Consider the following 17,569-nt stretch of genomic DNA (forward strand, 5'->3'; position numbering starts at 1 on the left):
GCTTCACTCCTGGCCGGCCGAGGCGCGAAGCACCCGGTTGAGGCCCGCGATGATCCGATCCTCGACGTCCTCGGCCCAGGGGCCGGGCTGTCCGTAGTAGATCATCGCGGTGGCCCCCTCGTAGCCCCCCTCCTGGAGGACCCGGAGCGAGGGAATATAGGCCATCACGTCGTTGCAGTACGACGAGACGAAGGTGTCGGGCCCGAGGTTCCGCTTGATCCTCAGGGAATAATCGACGACGACCTCGCCGCCGAGGAAGATCCAGGTCAACCCGCCGAGCCGCCAGACCTGCACCGGATACGGGTAGGTCTCGGGCAGCGACTCCCCCCGGTCGAGCCGCTCCAGGAACGACTTGGCCCGGTTGGCGACGGCGAACTGGTCGGACGCCGCCTCGGCTTCCCAGTGGGCTCGATCGGGGATCGGGGCGAAGGCCAGGTCCACTTCCTCATAGCCCGATCGCAGGCAACCGAGCACGGGGCGCAGGTGCCCCTTGACCGTCCGCTTGACCGCGTCGGCCAGCTCGTGTCCGTACTTCTCGGCCAGCTCGACGGTCCTCCTCGGCAGCGGGTTCTGGTCCGCCCCGCAACCGGCGACGAACAGGGCGACGGCGTCAGGATAGGCCTTCTCCAGCTCGATCATGGCGAAGCCGGCGTAGTCTCCCGAGAAGTGGTTCAGGGCCAGGGTCGTGCAGTGGCAGGCGTAGCCGAAGACCACCCCCTTGACCGTGCCGTCGGAGGTCTTCAGGCAGAGGACCGGCACGTCGTGGTCGACCGGACCCTTCAGCGCCAGCTCGGCCCGGAGCTCGTCCGCCCGGTTCTGGTCGTTCTCCCGACGGTTCACGGCGAAGCCCGCTTTCCCCTGACCGTGGGAGAGATGCACGTCGATCAGATTCCTCATCGCCTCCCCGGCCAGCTCGACGAGCGTCCGGGCGAGGATCTCGGTGTACGAGGCCACCCGATGACGCTGCTCGTCGTCCATCGGGTACATCGTGATCAGGTTCGAGCCGACCACCGGGCTGGTGTGCGTGTGGGAGCAGGCCAGCACGATCCGATCGAGGGGAAGGCCGTGCCGGTGGGCGATCTCCTCCCGGACCCCGATCGAGAACTCGCGGTCGATGCCGCAGAGGTCCAGGGAGATCAGGAGGGAGCGGCTTCCCTGGTCGTCTTGCAAGACGAGGGCCTTGGCCCAGAGGTCGTGGAGCGTTCCCTCGGAGGGGGATGTGCGGGAAGCGTAGCCGGCCATCCACATCGGTCGTTCCGGGGTGATGACGACCTTCGCCAGCCCGGCCTTCCATCCGCCCTTCCCGGAAGCCGGGTTGGCGGCCGTCGCCGTCGCCGCCGTCGCGAGCAGCAAAACCAGCATCGGAAGCGATCGGCCAAAGACGCGCATGGAGCGACCTCGAGGGGGGACCTTCGGCGACGGGAGGAGTCGCCCGGGCCGCCGATGGCACCGGGACTCCTCCCCGATCGGGTCGATCATCCCTTCGGAGGTGTCGCGCTGTCAACGCGGAGGGGGGAGTCGAGGCGGGTCCCCCCCCTTGAGGAGCGATCGCCGGGGAGCTCAGGCGCACCAGTTGCGCCGCTCCTCGTTGCGGATGTGGTTGATGCCGATTCGGGTTCCTCGGATGAAGTCGAGCACCTCGCGCACTTCGGGGATCGAGCCGAGCCGGGTCTCGACGCGTTCCAGCGCCTCGGCCTGGTTGCGGCCCTCCTCGAAGAGGGTGTGGAAGGCCTCGCCGAGGGCGTTGATCACCGGGGTCGGGGTTCCGATCCGCTGGAGCCCCTGCACGTTCAGGCCGGTGATGCAGTTGTACCCCTCTTGGACGACGAACGGCGGCACGTCCTTGGTGCTGCCCCCCAGCCCGGAGAACCGGACGAGCCGGCCGATCCGCACCCGCTGCTGGATGACGACGTGGCTGGACAGGTCGCAGCCGTCGCCGATCTGCACGTGGCCGGCCAGGAGCACGTTCGACTCGAGCAGGCAGCCGTCCCCCATGATCACGTCGTGGCCGAGGTGGGCTCCCTTGCGGAGCACGTTGCCGTTGCCGATGGCGGTGAGGCTTCCCCCCTCGACCGTCCCGCGATGCACGGTGACGTAGTCGTGGAAGGCGTTTCCGTCGCCGATGATCAGCCGGGTCGGCTCCCCTCGGTAGGTTCTCGACTGCGGGCCCTTGCCGAGCACGGCCTTGTAGCCGACGTAGTTCTCCCGGCCCATCTCGATCGGCCCGCTCAGGCAGGCGTACCCCTCGATGACGCAGCCGGGCCCGATGCGGACGGGGCCCTCGATGATGACGTAGGGGCCGACCCGGACGTCGGGAGCAAGCTCCACGTCGGGACCGATCACGGCGGTCGGGTGGATCAGTCCGGAGACTGCCAGGGTCATGGTGACTCGCCCTCCGCTAGGTCGTCCGGACCGGTCCGCTGCCCCTCAACGACTCTCTTCGTCGCCTCCGTCATCGGAACTTGAGGGGGAGAGGAGCGGCCCCGCGCCCTTCGGGCTCCGTCCCGAGGAGGCGCGGTCTTCGGATCCGGCCGATCGCGTCCGATCCGTCGGTTCCCCTCGGCGAGGCGAGGTCCCGCCGGACGGGGCCGCCCGACCGGCAAGGCGGTCGGGCCGAGGCCGGGAGGCTCGGACCGTCGATCGGGGAGGGTGAATCGAATCGGGGGAGGGCCTGGTTCGATCGGGTCGTCGCCTCGGGCCGGAGAGCCCGGGGTCGGCGGTCGTCTCGCGTCGTCGGGGTGCGATCGTCCGCCGCCTGGAATAGACGAGATCCGCTCCGCCGTAAAGCCCAATCCCCTCCAGGAGGCGGTCAGAGCCCCGAGGCGAGATTCGAGATCACCGAAACGTACGCCATCACGAAGGCCAGCACGATGAAGAAGACGACCCCCCCAATGCCGATCGTCAGGATCGGCTGGAGGAGCTGCCCGAGGTTGTCCACCATCCGGTCGACCTGCTCCTGGTAGTCGTCGGCCAGGTGCTCCAGCGCCTCGGGAAGCTTGCCCGTCTCCTCCCCGGTCGCGATGACCTGGATCACATCAACGCCAAACCAATGCGACTCGTCGAGCGCCTCGCTCAGCTCCCGACCGGCCAGGACCTCCCCCCTCGCTCGGTCCACCGCCCGGCGGATCGGGGAGGCGTTCAGGACCTCGGCCGTCAACCGCATCGCCTCGTCGTAGTCGACCCCCGCTTCCAGCAAGGTCGAGAGGGTCCGGGCGAACCGGGTCGTCTCGATCTTCCTCATCAGCGCCCCCAGCACCGGCAGCCGGAGCGCCGCCTGATCGAGCATCGGCTTCCCCCATCCCGTCCGGTAGGCCCGGAAGACGCCGATCACTCCCCCGGCCGCCAGCAGCGGCACCAGCCACCAGCCGACCCCCCGCATGAAGTCGCTGATCGCGATCAGGAGCCGGGTCGGCGCCGGAAGGTCGACGGCGTTCTTGCCCGCCATGTCCTGGAGCAGCTCGACCAGCGGGGGCAGGACGAACACCGTCAGCAGGTAGCCCACGGCCGAGGCGATGAGCACGACGGCCGTCGGGTAGATCATCGCCGATCGGGCCCGGCTGACCAGTTGCATCCGGTGCTCGTAGTGCTGCGCCAGTTGCCGGAGCACCTCGGGCATCCCCCCCCGGGCCTCGGCGACCCGCATCATGCTCCGCATCAATCGGTCGAAGGCGCGGGGGTCGCCGTCGAGGGCCTCGGAGAACGACGCCCCTCGGCGGATGCGCTCCCGGACGCGCCCCACGACCGGCCCCAGCGCCGTCCCCCGGAACTGCGACTCCAGCCCGCCGAGCGCCTTGAGCAGGTCGACCCCCGATCCGAGGTACTGCGCAAGCTGTCGGCAGAAGGCCGAGAGGTCCCTCGACCGAACCGAACCGAACAGGATCCGCTCCAGCAGGGTCGACTGGCCCCGGCCCGAGGTCGACCGGGAACGCCTTCGGGAGGACGATTTCGGATCGTCCGACCCGGCCGCCCGGCCCGGGTCTCGGGAAGGGCGGGGGCGATTCGCCGGCCGGGCCGGGCCGGGAGCGGGGCGGAAGGTGCTCGGCTCGGCGTCGAAGTCCGTCGGGGGCAGCGGCTTCGGCCCCCGGCTCGGATCGCGGGGAGGCCGGGAGCGGCCGTCGTCGGGGGTAGACATACAGTGCCCTCGTCATCGATGCCTCGCCGCCGGAAGCAGCGCCGCCTTGCCGGCGGCAGGGGCATTATCCGCCGATCTCCCCCGCGCCGGCAACTCGACAGGCCGGCGCTCCCCCCTTGCATCCGCCGATCCGACCGGACAACGTGTTACGGCCCGATGCCGACGCCAACCGACGGAACCCCTGCCGAGGCCCCTGGATGGACGAACCGAAGCCCGTCAACCCCGTGATCGAGGAGGACGCCGAGACGAAGTCGCTGCCCCTCTACGCCTGGGTTGTGCTGGCGGTCGTGCTGGCGATCCCGGCCGGCCTCCTGCTGGGAGCGGACGCCTCGTGGTTCGATCGCCTCCCCGGCTCGGTGCGCCTGGCCCTGTCGGCGGTCGCGACGGCCCTCGACCTGGCGCCGACGCTCATCATCCGGGCCCTGGGAGCTCTGGCGGCGCCGCTCGTCGTGCTGGCGATCCTCAGCGCCATCGTCACCAACGACATCCGGGGACGCCAGGGGGCCCGCATGATGGGCTTCTACCTGCTCAACACCCTGGTGGCGATGGTCATTGGCCTGTCCGCCTCCAACGTCGTCCAGCCCGGCCAGGGGGCCGACCTCGCCTCCGGGGGGCCGTCGACCGGAGAGGATGCCCGGCTCATCGACCGCCTCATCGACCGCCCCCCTCCCCGAGCGATGGCGCCGAGCCGAACGGTTCCCGAGATCATCCTGGAGATGGTCCCCCGCAGCATCGGCGATGCCTTCGTCTCGAACAACCTGGCGCAGCTGGTCCTGTTCACGGTCGCCGTCGGCATCGCGCTGTCGAGACTCCGCGACGAGCAACGCCAACGGGGGGAGTCGACCTACCGGGCGATGGTCGACGTGCTCACCGTCGGCTTCGAGCTGATGATGAAGATCCTCCTCTGGGTGGTCGCCCTGGTGCCGATCGCCGTCTTCGGCGTCGTGGCGATCAGCCTGGCGAGGGAGGGGGTCGGCCTGTTCCTCCGCCTGGGGTGGTTCATCGCCGCGGTGCTCATCGGCTTCGCCTGCCAGGTGGTCTGGTATCTTGCGCAGCTCGGCCTGCTGGGCCGGTTCAGCCCCCTGCGGTTCCTGGCGGGCACGGCCGACGTGGTCGCCATGACCTTCAGCACGGCCAGCACCGCCGCGACCATTCCGATCACCCTCCGCGCCCTGACCGATCGGCTCGGCGTTTCCCGGGCCGCCTCTCAGCTCGCCGCGTGCGTGGGTACGAACTTCAACAACGACGGCACCGCCCTTTACCAGGCGGTGGCCGCCCTGTTCTTCGCCCAGGCCTACGGCGCGGACCTCTCGCTCGCCGATCAGGTTGTTGTGATGCTGACGACCCTGCTGGCCAGCGTCGGCGCCGGCGGCATCCCGTCCGGGAGCTTCGTCACGCTGCCGTTGATCTTCGCCGCCGTCCGGCTTCCGGTCGAGGCGATCCCCCTGCTGCTGACGATCGACTGGTTCCTGGACCGCTGCCGCACGACCGTTAACGTCCTCGGAGACATGACCGTCGCCGTGCTGATCGACCGCTCCGATGCGGGGGGGCCTCCGACGTGAGCCTCCCGGCTCAGGAGCCTCCTCGGAGCAGCGATTGGTACAGCTCGACATACCGATCGACAACGACCCGCATGTCGTACTGTTGCCGGATCGCCTCCAGCGCGGAGGTCCCCAGCGATCGGGCGAACGGCCGGTCTTCCAGCACTCGGAGGATCGCCTCGGCCCATCCCGATCGGTCGTCGGGGGGGACGAGCAGGCCGCTCGGCCCGGGGGCGAGCAGGTCCGTGTTCCCGCCGATCGCCGAGGCGATGCAGGGCAGCCCGGTCGCCATCGCCTCCAGAAGCGAGTTGCTCATCCCCTCCGCCACGCTCGGCAGCACGAAGACGTCCGCCGCTCGGAGGTATTCGCTCGGGTCCTCGACGGCTCCCGGGAAGTGGACGCGATCGCCCAGACCCAGGCCCGCCGCCTTCGATGCCAGCCGATCCCGGTCCGGACCGTCTCCCAGGAGGATCAACTGGGCGTCCGGTCGCCTCCGGGCGACCTCGGCCCAGGCGTCGAGCAGCAGGTCCAGGTTCTTCTGCGGGTGCAGCCGGCCGGTGAACAGGACCCTCGGGCCAGGAGGCAGCGTTCCCTCGACCGCGCTGGCACCGGGGTGGAACCGGTCGGTCTCCACCCCGCTGCACATCCGGTGCATCGTGTCCGGCGGGACCCCCAGCGCAAGCCACTGACGCTCGATGTCCTCCGAGATCGCCGCGAACGCGGTATTCCGCAGGGCGAGCCGGCGCAGCGCGGGGAATCCCTTCGTCCGAGCCATCTCCTCGGCCTCGCCGAAGTAGCCGGAACTGGCCGGCTGCACCAGCGTCGGCACGTCGATCACCGCCCGGGCGGCCCCTGTCGCGATCGACTCCCAAAGCCCCTGGTGCGTGTGGATCAGGTCATACGTTCCCCGAAGCCGGTGCAACGCCCGGACGACCCCCGCCACGAAGGTCAGCCCGAACAACGGCCCGGCCCGCACCGGCTTCACCCAGCGATGGACAAGCACCCCCCGGATCGTCTCGTCCCGAGGCAGCCCTGATCCCGGCACCTCCTGGGTGACGACCCGCACCGCATGCCCCCGGCGCACCAGCTCGGCCCCCTGGGCCAGCGCCTGACGCTCGGCGCCGCTGGCGATGGGGTGGAAGTAGGCCAGCAGGTAGCAGATCCGCAAGGATGATCCCGGCATCGCGCAAAAAAGGGACGGCGCCGGGGGTGTCTCGGCGCCGTCCGCTCCTCCCGATCCGATCCGATCCGATTCGGTCCGGTCGGGGAGGTCCGCTCAGTAATCCAGCACCAGCTTCGTGTAGTCCCGGCCGAGGCGGTCGTAGATCCGGCCGCCGACCACCGTGACCTGAGGGTAGGTGCGGGTCGGCTCGTTCTCCGCCTGCCCGGAGACGACGATCGACCAGTCGCCGTCGGGCAGGAATTCCTCAAGCTGGAACTGGCCCCGGTCGTCGGTGACGGCCCGACGCTCGGCGAAGCTGGAAACCGTGTTCGAGAAGGTCACGACGAGCCCGCTCCGAGGCTGGCCGGTGCGCTCGTCCCGGACGCGGCCCTGAACCAGTTTCGTCGCCGAGGCGAGGCTCGACCCCGGAACCCCGCCGAAGGCCGGGCGCTGCGACTGTCGCATCTCGAACGGCTCCGGCAGCGGCAGGATCCCCTCGATCGAGCCGTCCTCTCCCAGGGCCGGCACGTCGGGGGGCGACGTGGGCTCTTGATCGATCGGCTGGGGTTCGGGAGGCGCCGCGGCCGCCTCGGGGGCGGCAGGCTCGGGCTCGGGGCGGGACTCCAGCGCCGAGGACCGACCCGATCCGGGGGGATTGGTCGACTGTCGAGGCGGGTTGCTCAGCCTCGGTTCCGATTGCGACCGGGTCGCCGAGGGGGAGGGCGAGGCGGCCGGCGCGTCGATCACCACCGGCGCGCTCGACTCGATCACCGGCGTGTCATACACGATTCGGGACGGGTAGACGATCGGGTCGGAGTAATACGTCGTCGTCACCACGTCATCGAGGTAATACCGGGTCGGCCGGAGGAGGGTGCCGCCGACGTAGTAGCGCGTCGGCAAGACGGTCGTCGCGGGCCGGTAGATCGTCGGCGCGAGGGTGTAGCGGGCGGGGCGGTAGACGACCGTGGAGGTCGGCACCAGGTACGAGGTCGAGATCACCTCGGTCGTCGGCACGACGTACGAGGTGACCGTGGGGACGGCGAAAATCGTCTCGACCGGCACGTCATACACCGTCGCCCTTGGGCCGAAGAGGCCGTCGAGGAGCCCGAAACCGTTGGCGGCCGCCGGCGTCGGCGGCAGGCTCAGCACCAGGGCCAGCAGGCCCCCGCTCGCGAGTCGGCGGATCGTCAGGGACATGGGTGTCATCTCCTGGGACATCGGGGCGGCCGCCGCCTCGCTCCGCGAAGCGGGGCCGCCGGATCGATCGATCCGATCACCATAAACCATACCACCCGGATCGACCGGAACAAGCGGCTCGATCGCCCGCCTCCCCGAACGATCGCGGGGGCCTGGCCGGGAACAACGACCACAAATTGCATGCCGGCCCGGCGTCTGCGAAGATCGGAAGGAACGCTCTCCCCTCCCCGACCCCGATCCTGGAGGATGGCCCCATGAGCCGGACCCGGTCCGCGTCCGACGTCCTGGAGCGCGACTTCCTGGAGATCCGCTCCCGGATCCTCGACCTCGCCGCCGCTCTCGATCGCCTGGATCGGGCCGCCGATCGGCCCCGGGTCGAGGACGACCCTCGCCTCGATCGCGTCCGGAAGGCCCTGGAAATCCTCCGACGCGAAGATCCCGCCCGCGCCGAGGCTGTCCAGCTTCTGTTCTCCGACCCTTACGAGGAAGGCTGGCGGGCCCGGCTGCCGGTTGCCCCCCGAATTGGCTGAGTCGGGCCTCGCCAGGACAGCCTGCCGTCGCTCCTCTCGGCTTCCGAGCGAGGCGGCCGGTACGCCCCCCGATCCCGGGGACCTGGCGGCTCGGTGGGACTTCGACCATAATCAATCGAGCCGCCCAATCGACCCCGGGGCGATCCCGATCGTCGTCCCTCCCCCCCGGGGAACTCTCCGATGCTTCGCTTCGCCATCCGTACCATCCCGCCGGGAGGCCCCAGCGATGAGGCTGTCGAGCGCCCTCGTCTTCTCCCTATTCCTTGGTCCCTTGCTTTCCGATCCGGCCGGCGTCGCCGCGGATGATCCGGTCACGCTGACTGGTCGGGATCGCATCCCCTGGGAAAATTCGAAGATTGTCGGTTCCCCCGATCCTCCCCTCCCGTACAAGACCGAGCGGGCCTTCGCGGGCCTGGAGGTCAAGCAGCCGCTGGGCCTGTATCCCGAGCCGGGCACCGACCGCCTCTTCATCCTCCAGCATCTGAACCACTGGGCCGGCCCCGGTCGACTGCTCGCCGCCCGGGACGACCAGGAGGCCAGCTCCGTCGAGGTGCTGCTCGAGGTCGAGGGGATCGCCTACGGCCTTGCCTTCCATCCCGACTATGAACGCAACGGCTATGTCTTTCTCGGCCTCAACGGCCCCGGCAGCGACGGCAAGCCCGCCACCCAGGTCGTGCGCTTCACGGTCGACCGAAACGCCCCCCACGGAATCGACCCGGCGTCCCGGTTCCCGATCATCGAGTGGTTCTCCAACGGCCACAACGGCGGCGACCTCGCCTTCGGCAACGACGGTATGCTCTACGTCTCGGCCGGCGACGGGTCGAGCGACTCGGACCAGTACCTCACCGGCCAGCGGATCGACGACCTGCTCGGCTCCATGCTCCGGATCGACGTCGACCGAACCGAGCCCGGCCGGAACTACGCCATCCCGCCCGACAATCCGTTTGTCGACCGCCCCGGCGCCCGCCCGGAGGTCTGGGCTTACGGCCTCCGCAATCCCTGGCGCGTCACCTTCGACAAACCCTCGGGCCAGCTCTGGGTCGGCAACAACGGCCAGGATCTCTGGGAGCAGGTCTACCTGATCGAGAAAGGGGCCAATTACGGCTGGAGCATCACCGAGGGGATGCAAATCTTTCAGGCCCAGCGTGAGCAAGGTCCCGACCCGATCTCTCCCCCCGCCGCCGACCACCATCACAGCGAGGCCCGCTCCCTCACCGGAGGCCAGGTCTACCGGGGCTCCAAGCTCCCCGAGCTCGTCGGCGCCTATCTCTACGGCGACTGGTCCACCGGCAAGGTCTGGGCAATCAAGCACGACGGCACCCGGGTCGTCTGGCACAAGGAGCTGGTCGACACCCCCTTCAACATCACCGGCTTCGGCACCGACCATGACGGCGAGGTCTACATCATCGACCAGGGCAGCGGCTTCTACCGGCTCGTCCCCACCACCGAGGACGACCTTCCCCCGCACCCCTTCCCCACCCGCTTGAGCCAGACCGGCCTGTTCTCCTCGGTCGCCGACCACATCCCCCACCCCGCCGCCCTGCCCTTCGAGGTGATCGCCCCGCAGTGGGTCGACGGCGCGACCATCGAGCGCTTCGCCGCCGTTCCCGGGCTGGAGACGATCCCGCTCAAGCCCCAGATGAACGCCGGAGGCGACTGGTCCCCTCCCAGCGGCTCGGCGATGGTCCAGACCCTCAGCCTCGACGTCGTTGATGAGGACGGCCAGCCCACACGCAAGCGGATCGAAACCCGGCTGCTCACCCGGCAGCAGGGCGAGTGGATCGGCTACTCCTACCGCTGGAACGACGACCAGACCGATGCCGAACTCGTCTCCAACGAGGGGGACAACGAATTCTTCCAGGTGCCCGACCCAGACGCCCCCGACGGCGTTCGCGAACAGGTCTGGCGCTTCCCCAGCCGCACCGAGTGCATGGTCTGCCACTCCCGGGCGGCCGGCTTCCTGCTCGCCTTCAACCCAATGCAGCTCGATCGCGAGGTGGGCCGAGACGGGAGCACCGCGAACCAGCTCCTCGAATTCGAGCGCCTCGGCCTGTTCGAAGAGCCGCTGCCCCGCTCCTGGTCCCGCCGGCCGAAGCTGGTCGACCCCTACGACGATTCCCAGCCGACCGAGGAGCGCGTCCGCTCCTACCTCCACGTCAACTGCTCCAACTGCCACGTCGAGGCCGGCGGCGGCAATTCGAAGATCAACCTCTCCCGGACCACTCCCATCGACCAAATGAACCTCATCGACGAGGAGCCGACCCATACCCGCTTCGAGATCCCCGACGCCCGGATCGTCGCTCCCGGCTCCCCCGAGCGCTCGATCCTCTACCAGCGCATCTCCCGTCGTCTGACCGGGCAGATGCCCCCCCTCATGTCAACCGAGGTCGACCGCCGGGCCGTCGCGCTGATCGGCGACTGGATCCGCAGCCTGGAGCCGACCGCTCCCTGAGCCGGCTCCCTCGTTCCGAGAGGGCGGATGGTCGACGGCCCGGACCGGCGGCCATCCGCCACGCTGACTCACGCCAAGATCCCCTCCACCACCCGGCCGTGCACGTCGGTCAGCCGGAAGTCTCGGCCGCTGTGGCGGTACGTCAGGCGCTCGTGGTCGAGGCCCAGCAGGTGCAGGATCGTGGCGTGGAGGTCGTGCATGTGCACCTTGTCCTGCTCGGCCTTGTGCCCGAACTCGTCGGTGGCGCCGAAGGAGAAGCCCGGCTTCACGCCGGCGCCGGCGAGCCAGACGGTAAAGCCGTCGGGGTTGTGGTCGCGGCCGGTCCCCTTCTGCTGGGCGTAGGGGGTCCGGCCGAACTCGCTTCCCCACCAGATGAGCGTGTCCTCCAGCAGCCCTCGCCTCCGAAGGTCGGCCAGGAGCCCGGCGATCGGCCGGTCCACCCGACGGGCGTGGTCGGCGTGTTTGGGCATGTTCGAGTGCTGGTCCCACGCCGGGTTGGCGGTGCTGTCGCCGTAGGTGACCTGAATGAACCGGACGCCTCGCTCGGAGAGGCGGCGGGCCAGCAGGCACTGGCGGCCGAAGTTGTCGGTCGGTTCCTCGCCGATTCCGTACAGGGCCAGCGTCTCGGCCGACTCCCCGGAGAGATCGAGCGCGTCGGGAGCATTCATCTGCATCCGCCAAGCCAGCTCGAACGAGGAGATCACGGCGTCCAGCTCTGGATCGGATGACGGGCCGGACTGCTCCGCGTTCAGCGCCAGGAGCAGGTCGAGCTGCCGGCGCTGGTCGGCCTCCGACAGCCTCGGGTTGGACAGGTTCCGGATGGTCGCTTCCGACGCCGGTGCCCCCGCCTTGCCCAGCGGGGTGCCCTGGTAGACGGCCGGCAGAAAGGCGTTGCCGTAGTTGCGGGCCCCGCCGTTGCCGGCCGAGGGGCCAATGGTGACGAATCCGGGCAGGTCGCGATTCTCCGTTCCGAGCCCGTACTGAATCCAGGCTCCCAGCGACGGCCGGACGGCCGAGGTCGCCCCGCAGTGCAGGAACAGGGTGGCCGGTCCGTGCGCGACCCCCTCGGTGTGCAGCGAGTGGATGAAGCAAAGCTCATCCATGTGCCGGTTCAGCTCGGGAAACAGCGAGGATCCCCAGTGGCCGCACTCCCCGTGCCGGGAGAACTCCCAGAGGGGCCGCATCACGCGCTGCTCCGAGCCCCGGGCCCCGGTGTTGGCGATCACCCGGGCGTCGTCGAACGGCATGTCCTTGCCGTCGTCCCGGAAGAGCCGGGGCTTGTAGTCGAAGGAGTCGACCTGGCTGACCCCACCCTGCATGAACAGAAAGATGACGCGCTTCGCCTTCGCCGGGAAGTGCGGCGACCGAGGCCAGAGCGGGTCGGGAGGCGCCTCGGCGGCGGCCCGCTCCGCGGCGAGCCCGGCCAGCGCGAGGTATCCGAAGCCGCACGCGGTGTGCTTCAGCAGGTCTCGGCGTCGGATCGCGTCGAGCACGGCGTCCTCCTCCAGATCGGGCGGCACGGTTCATCGGGGCGGGGTCCGGCCGATCGCTGGCCGGAGGTTCGGTCTCACTCGATGTATCGGAAGTCGATCGAGGCGAACATTGCCTGCACCAGCAGGGCCCAGGACGATTCGAGATCCTCCGGGGACTCCCCCAGGAATTCCAGGGCGATCCTCCGTTCCGCGTCGCTCGCCGGCCGGCCCAGGACCAGCCGGCTCGCCCGATCGATCCGGTCCTCCTCGTCGTCCGCCTTCTCGACGAGCAGGAGGCGGGCGGTCTCCCGGGCCCGATCCATCACGAACGGGTGATTCATCAGGAACAGCGCCTGAGGAGCCACCGTGCTCTCGTCCCGGCGGCCGACGACCATGCTCGGGTCGGCAAAGTCGAAGGCCTCGAACAGGTCGGGCAGCGCGTTGCGGAAGACCGGCTCGTAGACGCTTCTGCGGTCGCTCTCCCGATCGTAGCCGTAGTCGGCGTCCAGCTCGGGAGGAAACGTCGGCCCTCCCAGGTCGCGGCGGAGCCGGCCGGAGGCGACCAGCATCGCGTCCCGGATGCACTCGGCGTCCAACCGCCGCCGGTCCATTCGCCACCGCAGCAGGTTCTCCGGGTCGATCGCCCGGCTCGCCGGGTCCTCCGCCGAGGAGAGCCGGTACGTCCGGGACCGCACGAGTTCCCGGACCAGCCGCTTCACCGACCACCCCTGCTCCACGAACCGAACGGCGATCGTGTCCAGCAGCTCGGGATGAGTCGGCGAGGCCCCCGTGGTGCCCAGGTTGTCGACCGTCCGGACGATCCCCGAGCCGAACAGCCAGTGCCAGACGCGATTCACGAACACCCGGGCCGTCAGCGGGTTCTCTTCCGAGGCCAGCCAATCGGCCAGCTCCCGGCGCCCGCTCTCTCCCTCCGGCATCGTCGGCGGCTCGCCGACGGTCGCCACGCGGAGGAAGCCCCGGGGGACCTCCTCGCCGAGCAGGTGCACCGAGCCTCGGATGTGGATCCGAGCGTCCTCGATCGTCTCCTCCTCGACGACCGATATCGCCAGGTCCCGCTTCGGGCCGGATTCCCGAAGCCGCTTCAGCTCCTCCTCCAGCGCCTCGACGTCGTCGCCGGTCCGATCGCCAACGACCTCGGGCCGGTCCCCCTTCCCCTCGGGGAGAAACAGAACCGCGTCGGCGGTCACATGGCCCCGCGTTCCTTCGTTGGAGAGCTGCACATAGCCCTGCCCGTTCGCCTCGAAGCGGAAGCGTCCGAGCGCGACGTACCTGCCCTCGATCGGGGGAGTCGGCCTCAGATCGACCTCGAGGGTCGACTCCCCCTCGGCGCTCAGGATCGTCACCGGCACGTTCGCCGCCCGGCTCGATCCAGGAGCGTAGGCAAGCCAGACGTCATAGACGCCCGCCTCGGGGATCTCTGGCTGGAAGGTGAGCGACTTCGCTCCCTTCGCCGTGTTGCCGTCGTGCAGATAGCCGGATCCGATGTAGGTACCCGAGGAGGTGGACCGCGTCCAGTCGCCCACCCTGGCCGCCTGCTCGTCGTCGACCACGATCCCCGGCGCCTCGGCGACGGCGAGCACCCCCTTCGCTCCTCCAGCCCGGGCGCGAGCCTCCTTGACGCGGGCTTCCAGGGCGGCGACGGCCTTCTCGTGCTCCGCCACGGCCGCCTCGCGGGCGGGGTCCATCGGCAGCGGGACCTCGATCCATTTGGAGACGTTCGCGTGATTCATTGCCTTCGCGTTGCGGAGGATCCCGGCGAGGGCGTAATAGTCGGCCGTCGGGATCGGGTCGAACTTGTGGTCGTGACAGCGGGCGCAGGAGATCGTCTGGCCGAGGATCGCCTTGCCGATCACCTCGATCTGCTCGTCGACCACATCCATCCGCAACTGTTCCTTGTCCTGTTCCTCCAGGTTCGTGTTCCCCAGCACGAGGAACGCCGTGGCGATCCGACGCCTCCTGCGATCCTCCAGCGAGCCGCCCGGCATCAGGTCGCCGGCGATTTGCTCGCGGAGGAACTGATCGAAGGGCATGTCTTCATTGAATGCGTCGATAACGAAATCGCGGTACCGCCATGCCTCCTTGAGAACGAAGCCTCGGAGCGTCAGCGACTCGGCGAACCGGGCCACATCAAGCCAGTGCCTCCCCCAGCGCTCGCCGAAATGCGGCGAGCAGAGCAGCCGGTCGACGAGATCCTCGTAGGCCGTCGGCGATTCATCGCGCACAAATGCGTCGATTTCCTCGGGAGTCGGCGGCAGGCCGGTCAGGTCGAACGACAGCCGGCGGATCAAGGTCACGCGGTCGGCGTCGGGGACGGGCCGAAGCCCCTCGGCCTCCAGCCGGTGGAGGATGAAGCGGTCGATCTCGGTGATCGGCCAGTCCGCGTCCGACACCTCCGGCGCCGGCCATTCTCGGGGAGGCTGATACGCCCAGTGCTCGCGACCGGCCTCGAGGTCGATTCCCGCCCTCGGCGAAGGGGCCGTCGCGCCCTCCCTCGGGTCCGGAGCCCCCCGGGCGACCCACTCCTCAAAGTCGGCGATGACCGGATCGGGCAGCTTCCCCTCGGGCGGCATCATGAGGAACTCATACCGGAGTGCCTCAATGAGCACGCTTTCGTCCACCTCTCCGGGCACGACCGCCGGCCCGCTGTCTCCGCCGATCCGCAGCCCCTCCCGGGAATCGAGCTTCAGCCCTCCCTTGAGCCGGCCGTCCGCCTCGGCCTCGTCCGAGTGGCATCGGTAGCAATGCTCGACGAGCACGGGTCGGATCCGGGCCTCGAAGAACTCGAGATCCGCTGCCTCCTCCCGCGCCCGAGCGGGGACCGGCCCCGAGAGCACAGACGCCAGGATCCCGGCGAGCCCGAGCGTCGAACGGATGCCCATGAGAGCGGCCTCCTCGTCTTCGGCGACGGCGATGGGCCTGGCGTCCCTTCGGAAGGCATCCGATCCGGGGAGGTCCCGTCCGGTCCCAGGAAAGCGAGGGTGGTCGCCGGTCGCGGGCCCTGAGCGTGTCTCCCCATTATTAGACCCGACCCTCGGCGCCCGGGGCAACCCTCGACCCTTCGCCTCCTCCCCTCGGGGGGCTCTCTTGTCCGGACCAGTCTCCACCGCGACCGGCAGGAGAACTCCGAGATCCCCGGGCGCCTGGTCCTCCGCCCCGCGAGCCGGCTCTCCGGCCCCAAGGCCCGGTCCCGGTCCGCACCGCGGCGCCTCCGATTCCCGGCCTCGGAGATCGCATCGGCCGGATCCGCACTCCATCGCGTGACCGAAATCCTCTCTGAGCGAGTCGTTGACCTCGGGCAAGCCCAGCGGAAACGGACGCCCCGGCCGATTCGGACCGTCCGCAAAGCGGTCGAGCTGCTCCGGCACGAACTCTTCGAGCGGAGTCGATCGCCAAGCCCCGCGATCGGCGACGATCGCCGCCCGACTCGGGCTGATCCTCCGGCCGGCCGATCGTCGCCGCTGGCCCCCGACGCGATTCGACTCCCGGGTTCGCCTCCCGGCGAGTATCGTTCACGCCGATTCCCAGGGCCGCTCGCCAGTTCGGGCGGCCCTCCCTCCCCCGGAACCGATTCTCGATGGACTTCCCGATCCTCGTCGTCAAGCTCGGAGGCAGCCTCCTCGACTGGCCTGGCCTCCCGGCCGCGATCGACGCCTTCCTCAAGGCCCAGGCCCGCCGTCGGATCCTGATCGTCGTGGGGGGAGGGGCGATCGTCGACGCGATCCGAGACCTCGACCGCATCCACCAGCTCGGCCAGGAGCGATCGCATGCCCTCGCCCTCCGGGCGATGGACCTGACGGCCCGAGTCGCCGAGGGGCTCCTCCCCGGTCTGACGGTCGTGGAACTCCCCGAGGAACTCCCCCCCTGCTGGGAGCTCGGCGGCATCCCCGTCCTCGCTCCCCGACGGCTCCTGGACCGAGACGACCACGAGTCCGCTTCCCCCCTGCCTCACCACTGGGACGTGACCAGCGACTCGATCTCGGCCCGGATCGCCGACCTCCTCGGTGCCGAGGAGCTGCTCCTGCTCAAGAGCACCGCCGCCCCTGCCGGGCTCGACCTCGCCGGCGCCTCCTCCCTCGGGCTGGTCGACCCCCTCTTCCCCCTCGTCGCCGAGCCGATCCCCCTCGTCTCGCTCCTCAACCTCCGAGACCCCCACGCCAGGCCCACCCCCCTGGCCCGCTCCCGACCGGCCGTCGGCCCCTCTTCCGGCCATTGAGTCACCGCCGCTGGCCCCCTCCCCGATGATCTTGCTCAGGGAGCGCGTCCTCTCCGTGCGATCGCCGTCCATCCCGTCCCCTCGCCAGGACCGGGACGCCCGTCGCGACCGCCGAGGGTTCCTTGACAATCGAATCGAATCGGATCGGATCGGATCGGATCGGATCAGGTCAGGTCAGGTCGAAACGGATCGAGGAGCACCGGACCGCTCCCCTCCCCCGGCCTGCCTCCAGGGGTCCGTCGCTCCTCGAGCGCCCAGGCCGGCCGACGGCCGACTCCACGACGCGCCGCCGAGCGGAGCGAACCCATCTATGAGAGGGGGACTGTCAAGCTGCCGGTGCAGGTTCGGTGGGCTCGGGGCCCCGGCACCTCCCCCTCGCCGTCGGCGTCGGTCGGCCTGCCCGTCCCAGACCACGCCCACCAGCGATGCGGCGGTGCACCCCGGCACACCTCCCCTGAGCCACAGGCCGAGGGGAGGCCCCGGCCCGCATCCTTCTCCACGAGGCTCGGCCGACGTGACGTGGACGCTCAACCATCTATGCGGGATCGTCCGGCCAGGCCGGACGTCGCCAGGAAAGAGGATTCCGAGGGACGCCGCCACTCAATGTCTCGGCGGTCAGCGGCGGGGCCGCCGCCGGGGTTCGCTCCGGGGTCATCCCTCAGGTCGTCACGCCCACCGGGCGGTGGCTCGACAGGTCTCCGGCTCTTGGTGATGGATCGTCCCTTCGGCTTCGGCTTCGGCTTCGGCTTCGGCTCAGGTCGCGGCCAGGCGGTACGGCGTCATCGTCCGCAGCAGGGCGACCATCACCCCCAGCAGCCGACGCGCCACCGCCACGATCGCCTTCTTGCC

At 69.8% G+C, this 17,569-nt stretch carries 11 protein-coding genes; 4 read left to right on the forward strand and 7 right to left on the reverse strand.

Annotated features, from left to right (window positions below; all coding sequences use genetic code 11):
• Positions 1–3: 3 nt before the first annotated feature.
• The 3 genes from TsocGM_RS08730 to TsocGM_RS08740 form a co-directional block, all read right to left on the reverse strand.
• A complete protein-coding gene (locus tag TsocGM_RS08730; protein WP_126724922.1) occupies positions 4–1,389 on the reverse strand; it encodes a neutral/alkaline non-lysosomal ceramidase N-terminal domain-containing protein in 1,386 nt (461 codons plus the stop codon).
• 171 nt (positions 1,390–1,560) lie between these two features.
• Positions 1,561–2,382 carry an acyl-ACP--UDP-N-acetylglucosamine O-acyltransferase gene (lpxA, locus tag TsocGM_RS08735; protein ID WP_126724923.1) on the reverse strand — a complete coding sequence of 274 codons (822 nt, stop codon included), beginning with the start codon at positions 2,380–2,382 and terminating at the stop codon, positions 1,561–1,563.
• A gap of 427 nt (positions 2,383–2,809) precedes the next feature.
• On the reverse strand, positions 2,810–4,132 hold the full coding sequence (locus TsocGM_RS08740) for a type II secretion system F family protein (protein ID WP_126724924.1): 1,323 nt from the start codon (positions 4,130–4,132) through the stop codon (positions 2,810–2,812).
• 197 nt (positions 4,133–4,329) lie between these two features.
• Between TsocGM_RS08740 and TsocGM_RS08745 the strand changes: the two genes are divergently transcribed.
• A complete protein-coding gene (locus TsocGM_RS08745) occupies positions 4,330–5,694 on the forward strand; it encodes a dicarboxylate/amino acid:cation symporter (protein WP_126724925.1) in 1,365 nt (454 codons plus the stop codon).
• A gap of 10 nt (positions 5,695–5,704) precedes the next feature.
• On the opposite strand, the gene TsocGM_RS08750 is transcribed toward TsocGM_RS08745, so the two are convergent.
• Positions 5,705–6,841 (reverse strand): glycosyltransferase family 4 protein, encoded by a 1,137-nt coding sequence (locus TsocGM_RS08750; protein WP_233578630.1) that lies wholly within the window; start codon positions 6,839–6,841, stop codon positions 5,705–5,707.
• Between the two features lie 108 nt (positions 6,842–6,949).
• Entirely contained in the window at positions 6,950–8,032 is a 1,083-nt protein-coding gene (locus TsocGM_RS08755; RefSeq protein WP_126724927.1) for a carboxypeptidase-like regulatory domain-containing protein, read from the reverse strand.
• 254 nt (positions 8,033–8,286) lie between these two features.
• On the opposite strand from TsocGM_RS08755, the gene TsocGM_RS08760 reads away from it, so the two are divergent.
• Positions 8,287–8,562 (forward strand): hypothetical protein, encoded by a 276-nt coding sequence (locus tag TsocGM_RS08760; protein WP_126724928.1) that lies wholly within the window; start codon positions 8,287–8,289, stop codon positions 8,560–8,562.
• A 226-nt stretch (positions 8,563–8,788) separates the two neighbouring features.
• On the forward strand, positions 8,789–11,014 hold the full coding sequence (locus tag TsocGM_RS08765; RefSeq protein ID WP_126724929.1) for a PQQ-dependent sugar dehydrogenase: 2,226 nt from the start codon (positions 8,789–8,791) through the stop codon (positions 11,012–11,014).
• Positions 11,015–11,082: 68 nt separating this feature from the next.
• On the opposite strand, the gene TsocGM_RS08770 is transcribed toward TsocGM_RS08765, so the two are convergent.
• On the reverse strand, positions 11,083–12,534 hold the full coding sequence (locus TsocGM_RS08770; protein ID WP_233578633.1) for a DUF1501 domain-containing protein: 1,452 nt from the start codon (positions 12,532–12,534) through the stop codon (positions 11,083–11,085).
• 47 nt (positions 12,535–12,581) lie between these two features.
• On the reverse strand, positions 12,582–15,386 hold the full coding sequence (locus TsocGM_RS08775; RefSeq protein WP_126724930.1) for a DUF1553 domain-containing protein: 2,805 nt from the start codon (positions 15,384–15,386) through the stop codon (positions 12,582–12,584).
• Between the two features lie 695 nt (positions 15,387–16,081).
• Between TsocGM_RS08775 and TsocGM_RS08780 the strand changes: the two genes are divergently transcribed.
• A complete protein-coding gene (locus TsocGM_RS08780) occupies positions 16,082–16,720 on the forward strand; it encodes an amino acid kinase family protein (RefSeq protein WP_126724931.1) in 639 nt (212 codons plus the stop codon).
• Positions 16,721–17,569: the final 849 nt, after the last annotated feature.

Source organism: Tautonia sociabilis, assembly GCF_003977685.1.
In the GTDB taxonomy this organism is placed as follows: domain Bacteria; phylum Planctomycetota; class Planctomycetia; order Isosphaerales; family Isosphaeraceae; genus Tautonia; species Tautonia sociabilis.

Excerpts from the sequence above, each read along its gene's own strand:
- TsocGM_RS08780 (WP_126724931.1), top strand. The coding sequence starts at position 16,082 with ATGGACTTCCCGATCCTCGTCGTCAAGCTCGGAGGCAGCCTCCTCGAC.
- lpxA (WP_126724923.1), bottom strand. The coding sequence starts at position 2,382 with ATGACCCTGGCAGTCTCCGGACTGATCCACCCGACCGCCGTGATCGGT.
- TsocGM_RS08740 (WP_126724924.1), bottom strand. The coding sequence starts at position 4,132 with ATGTCTACCCCCGACGACGGCCGCTCCCGGCCTCCCCGCGATCCGAGC.
- TsocGM_RS08765 (WP_126724929.1), top strand. The coding sequence starts at position 8,789 with ATGAGGCTGTCGAGCGCCCTCGTCTTCTCCCTATTCCTTGGTCCCTTG.
- TsocGM_RS08775 (WP_126724930.1), bottom strand. The coding sequence starts at position 15,386 with ATGGGCATCCGTTCGACGCTCGGGCTCGCCGGGATCCTGGCGTCTGTG.
- TsocGM_RS08745 (WP_126724925.1), top strand. The coding sequence starts at position 4,330 with ATGGACGAACCGAAGCCCGTCAACCCCGTGATCGAGGAGGACGCCGAG.
- TsocGM_RS08730 (WP_126724922.1), bottom strand. The coding sequence starts at position 1,389 with ATGCGCGTCTTTGGCCGATCGCTTCCGATGCTGGTTTTGCTGCTCGCG.
- TsocGM_RS08760 (WP_126724928.1), top strand. The coding sequence starts at position 8,287 with ATGAGCCGGACCCGGTCCGCGTCCGACGTCCTGGAGCGCGACTTCCTG.
- TsocGM_RS08755 (WP_126724927.1), bottom strand. The coding sequence starts at position 8,032 with ATGTCCCTGACGATCCGCCGACTCGCGAGCGGGGGCCTGCTGGCCCTG.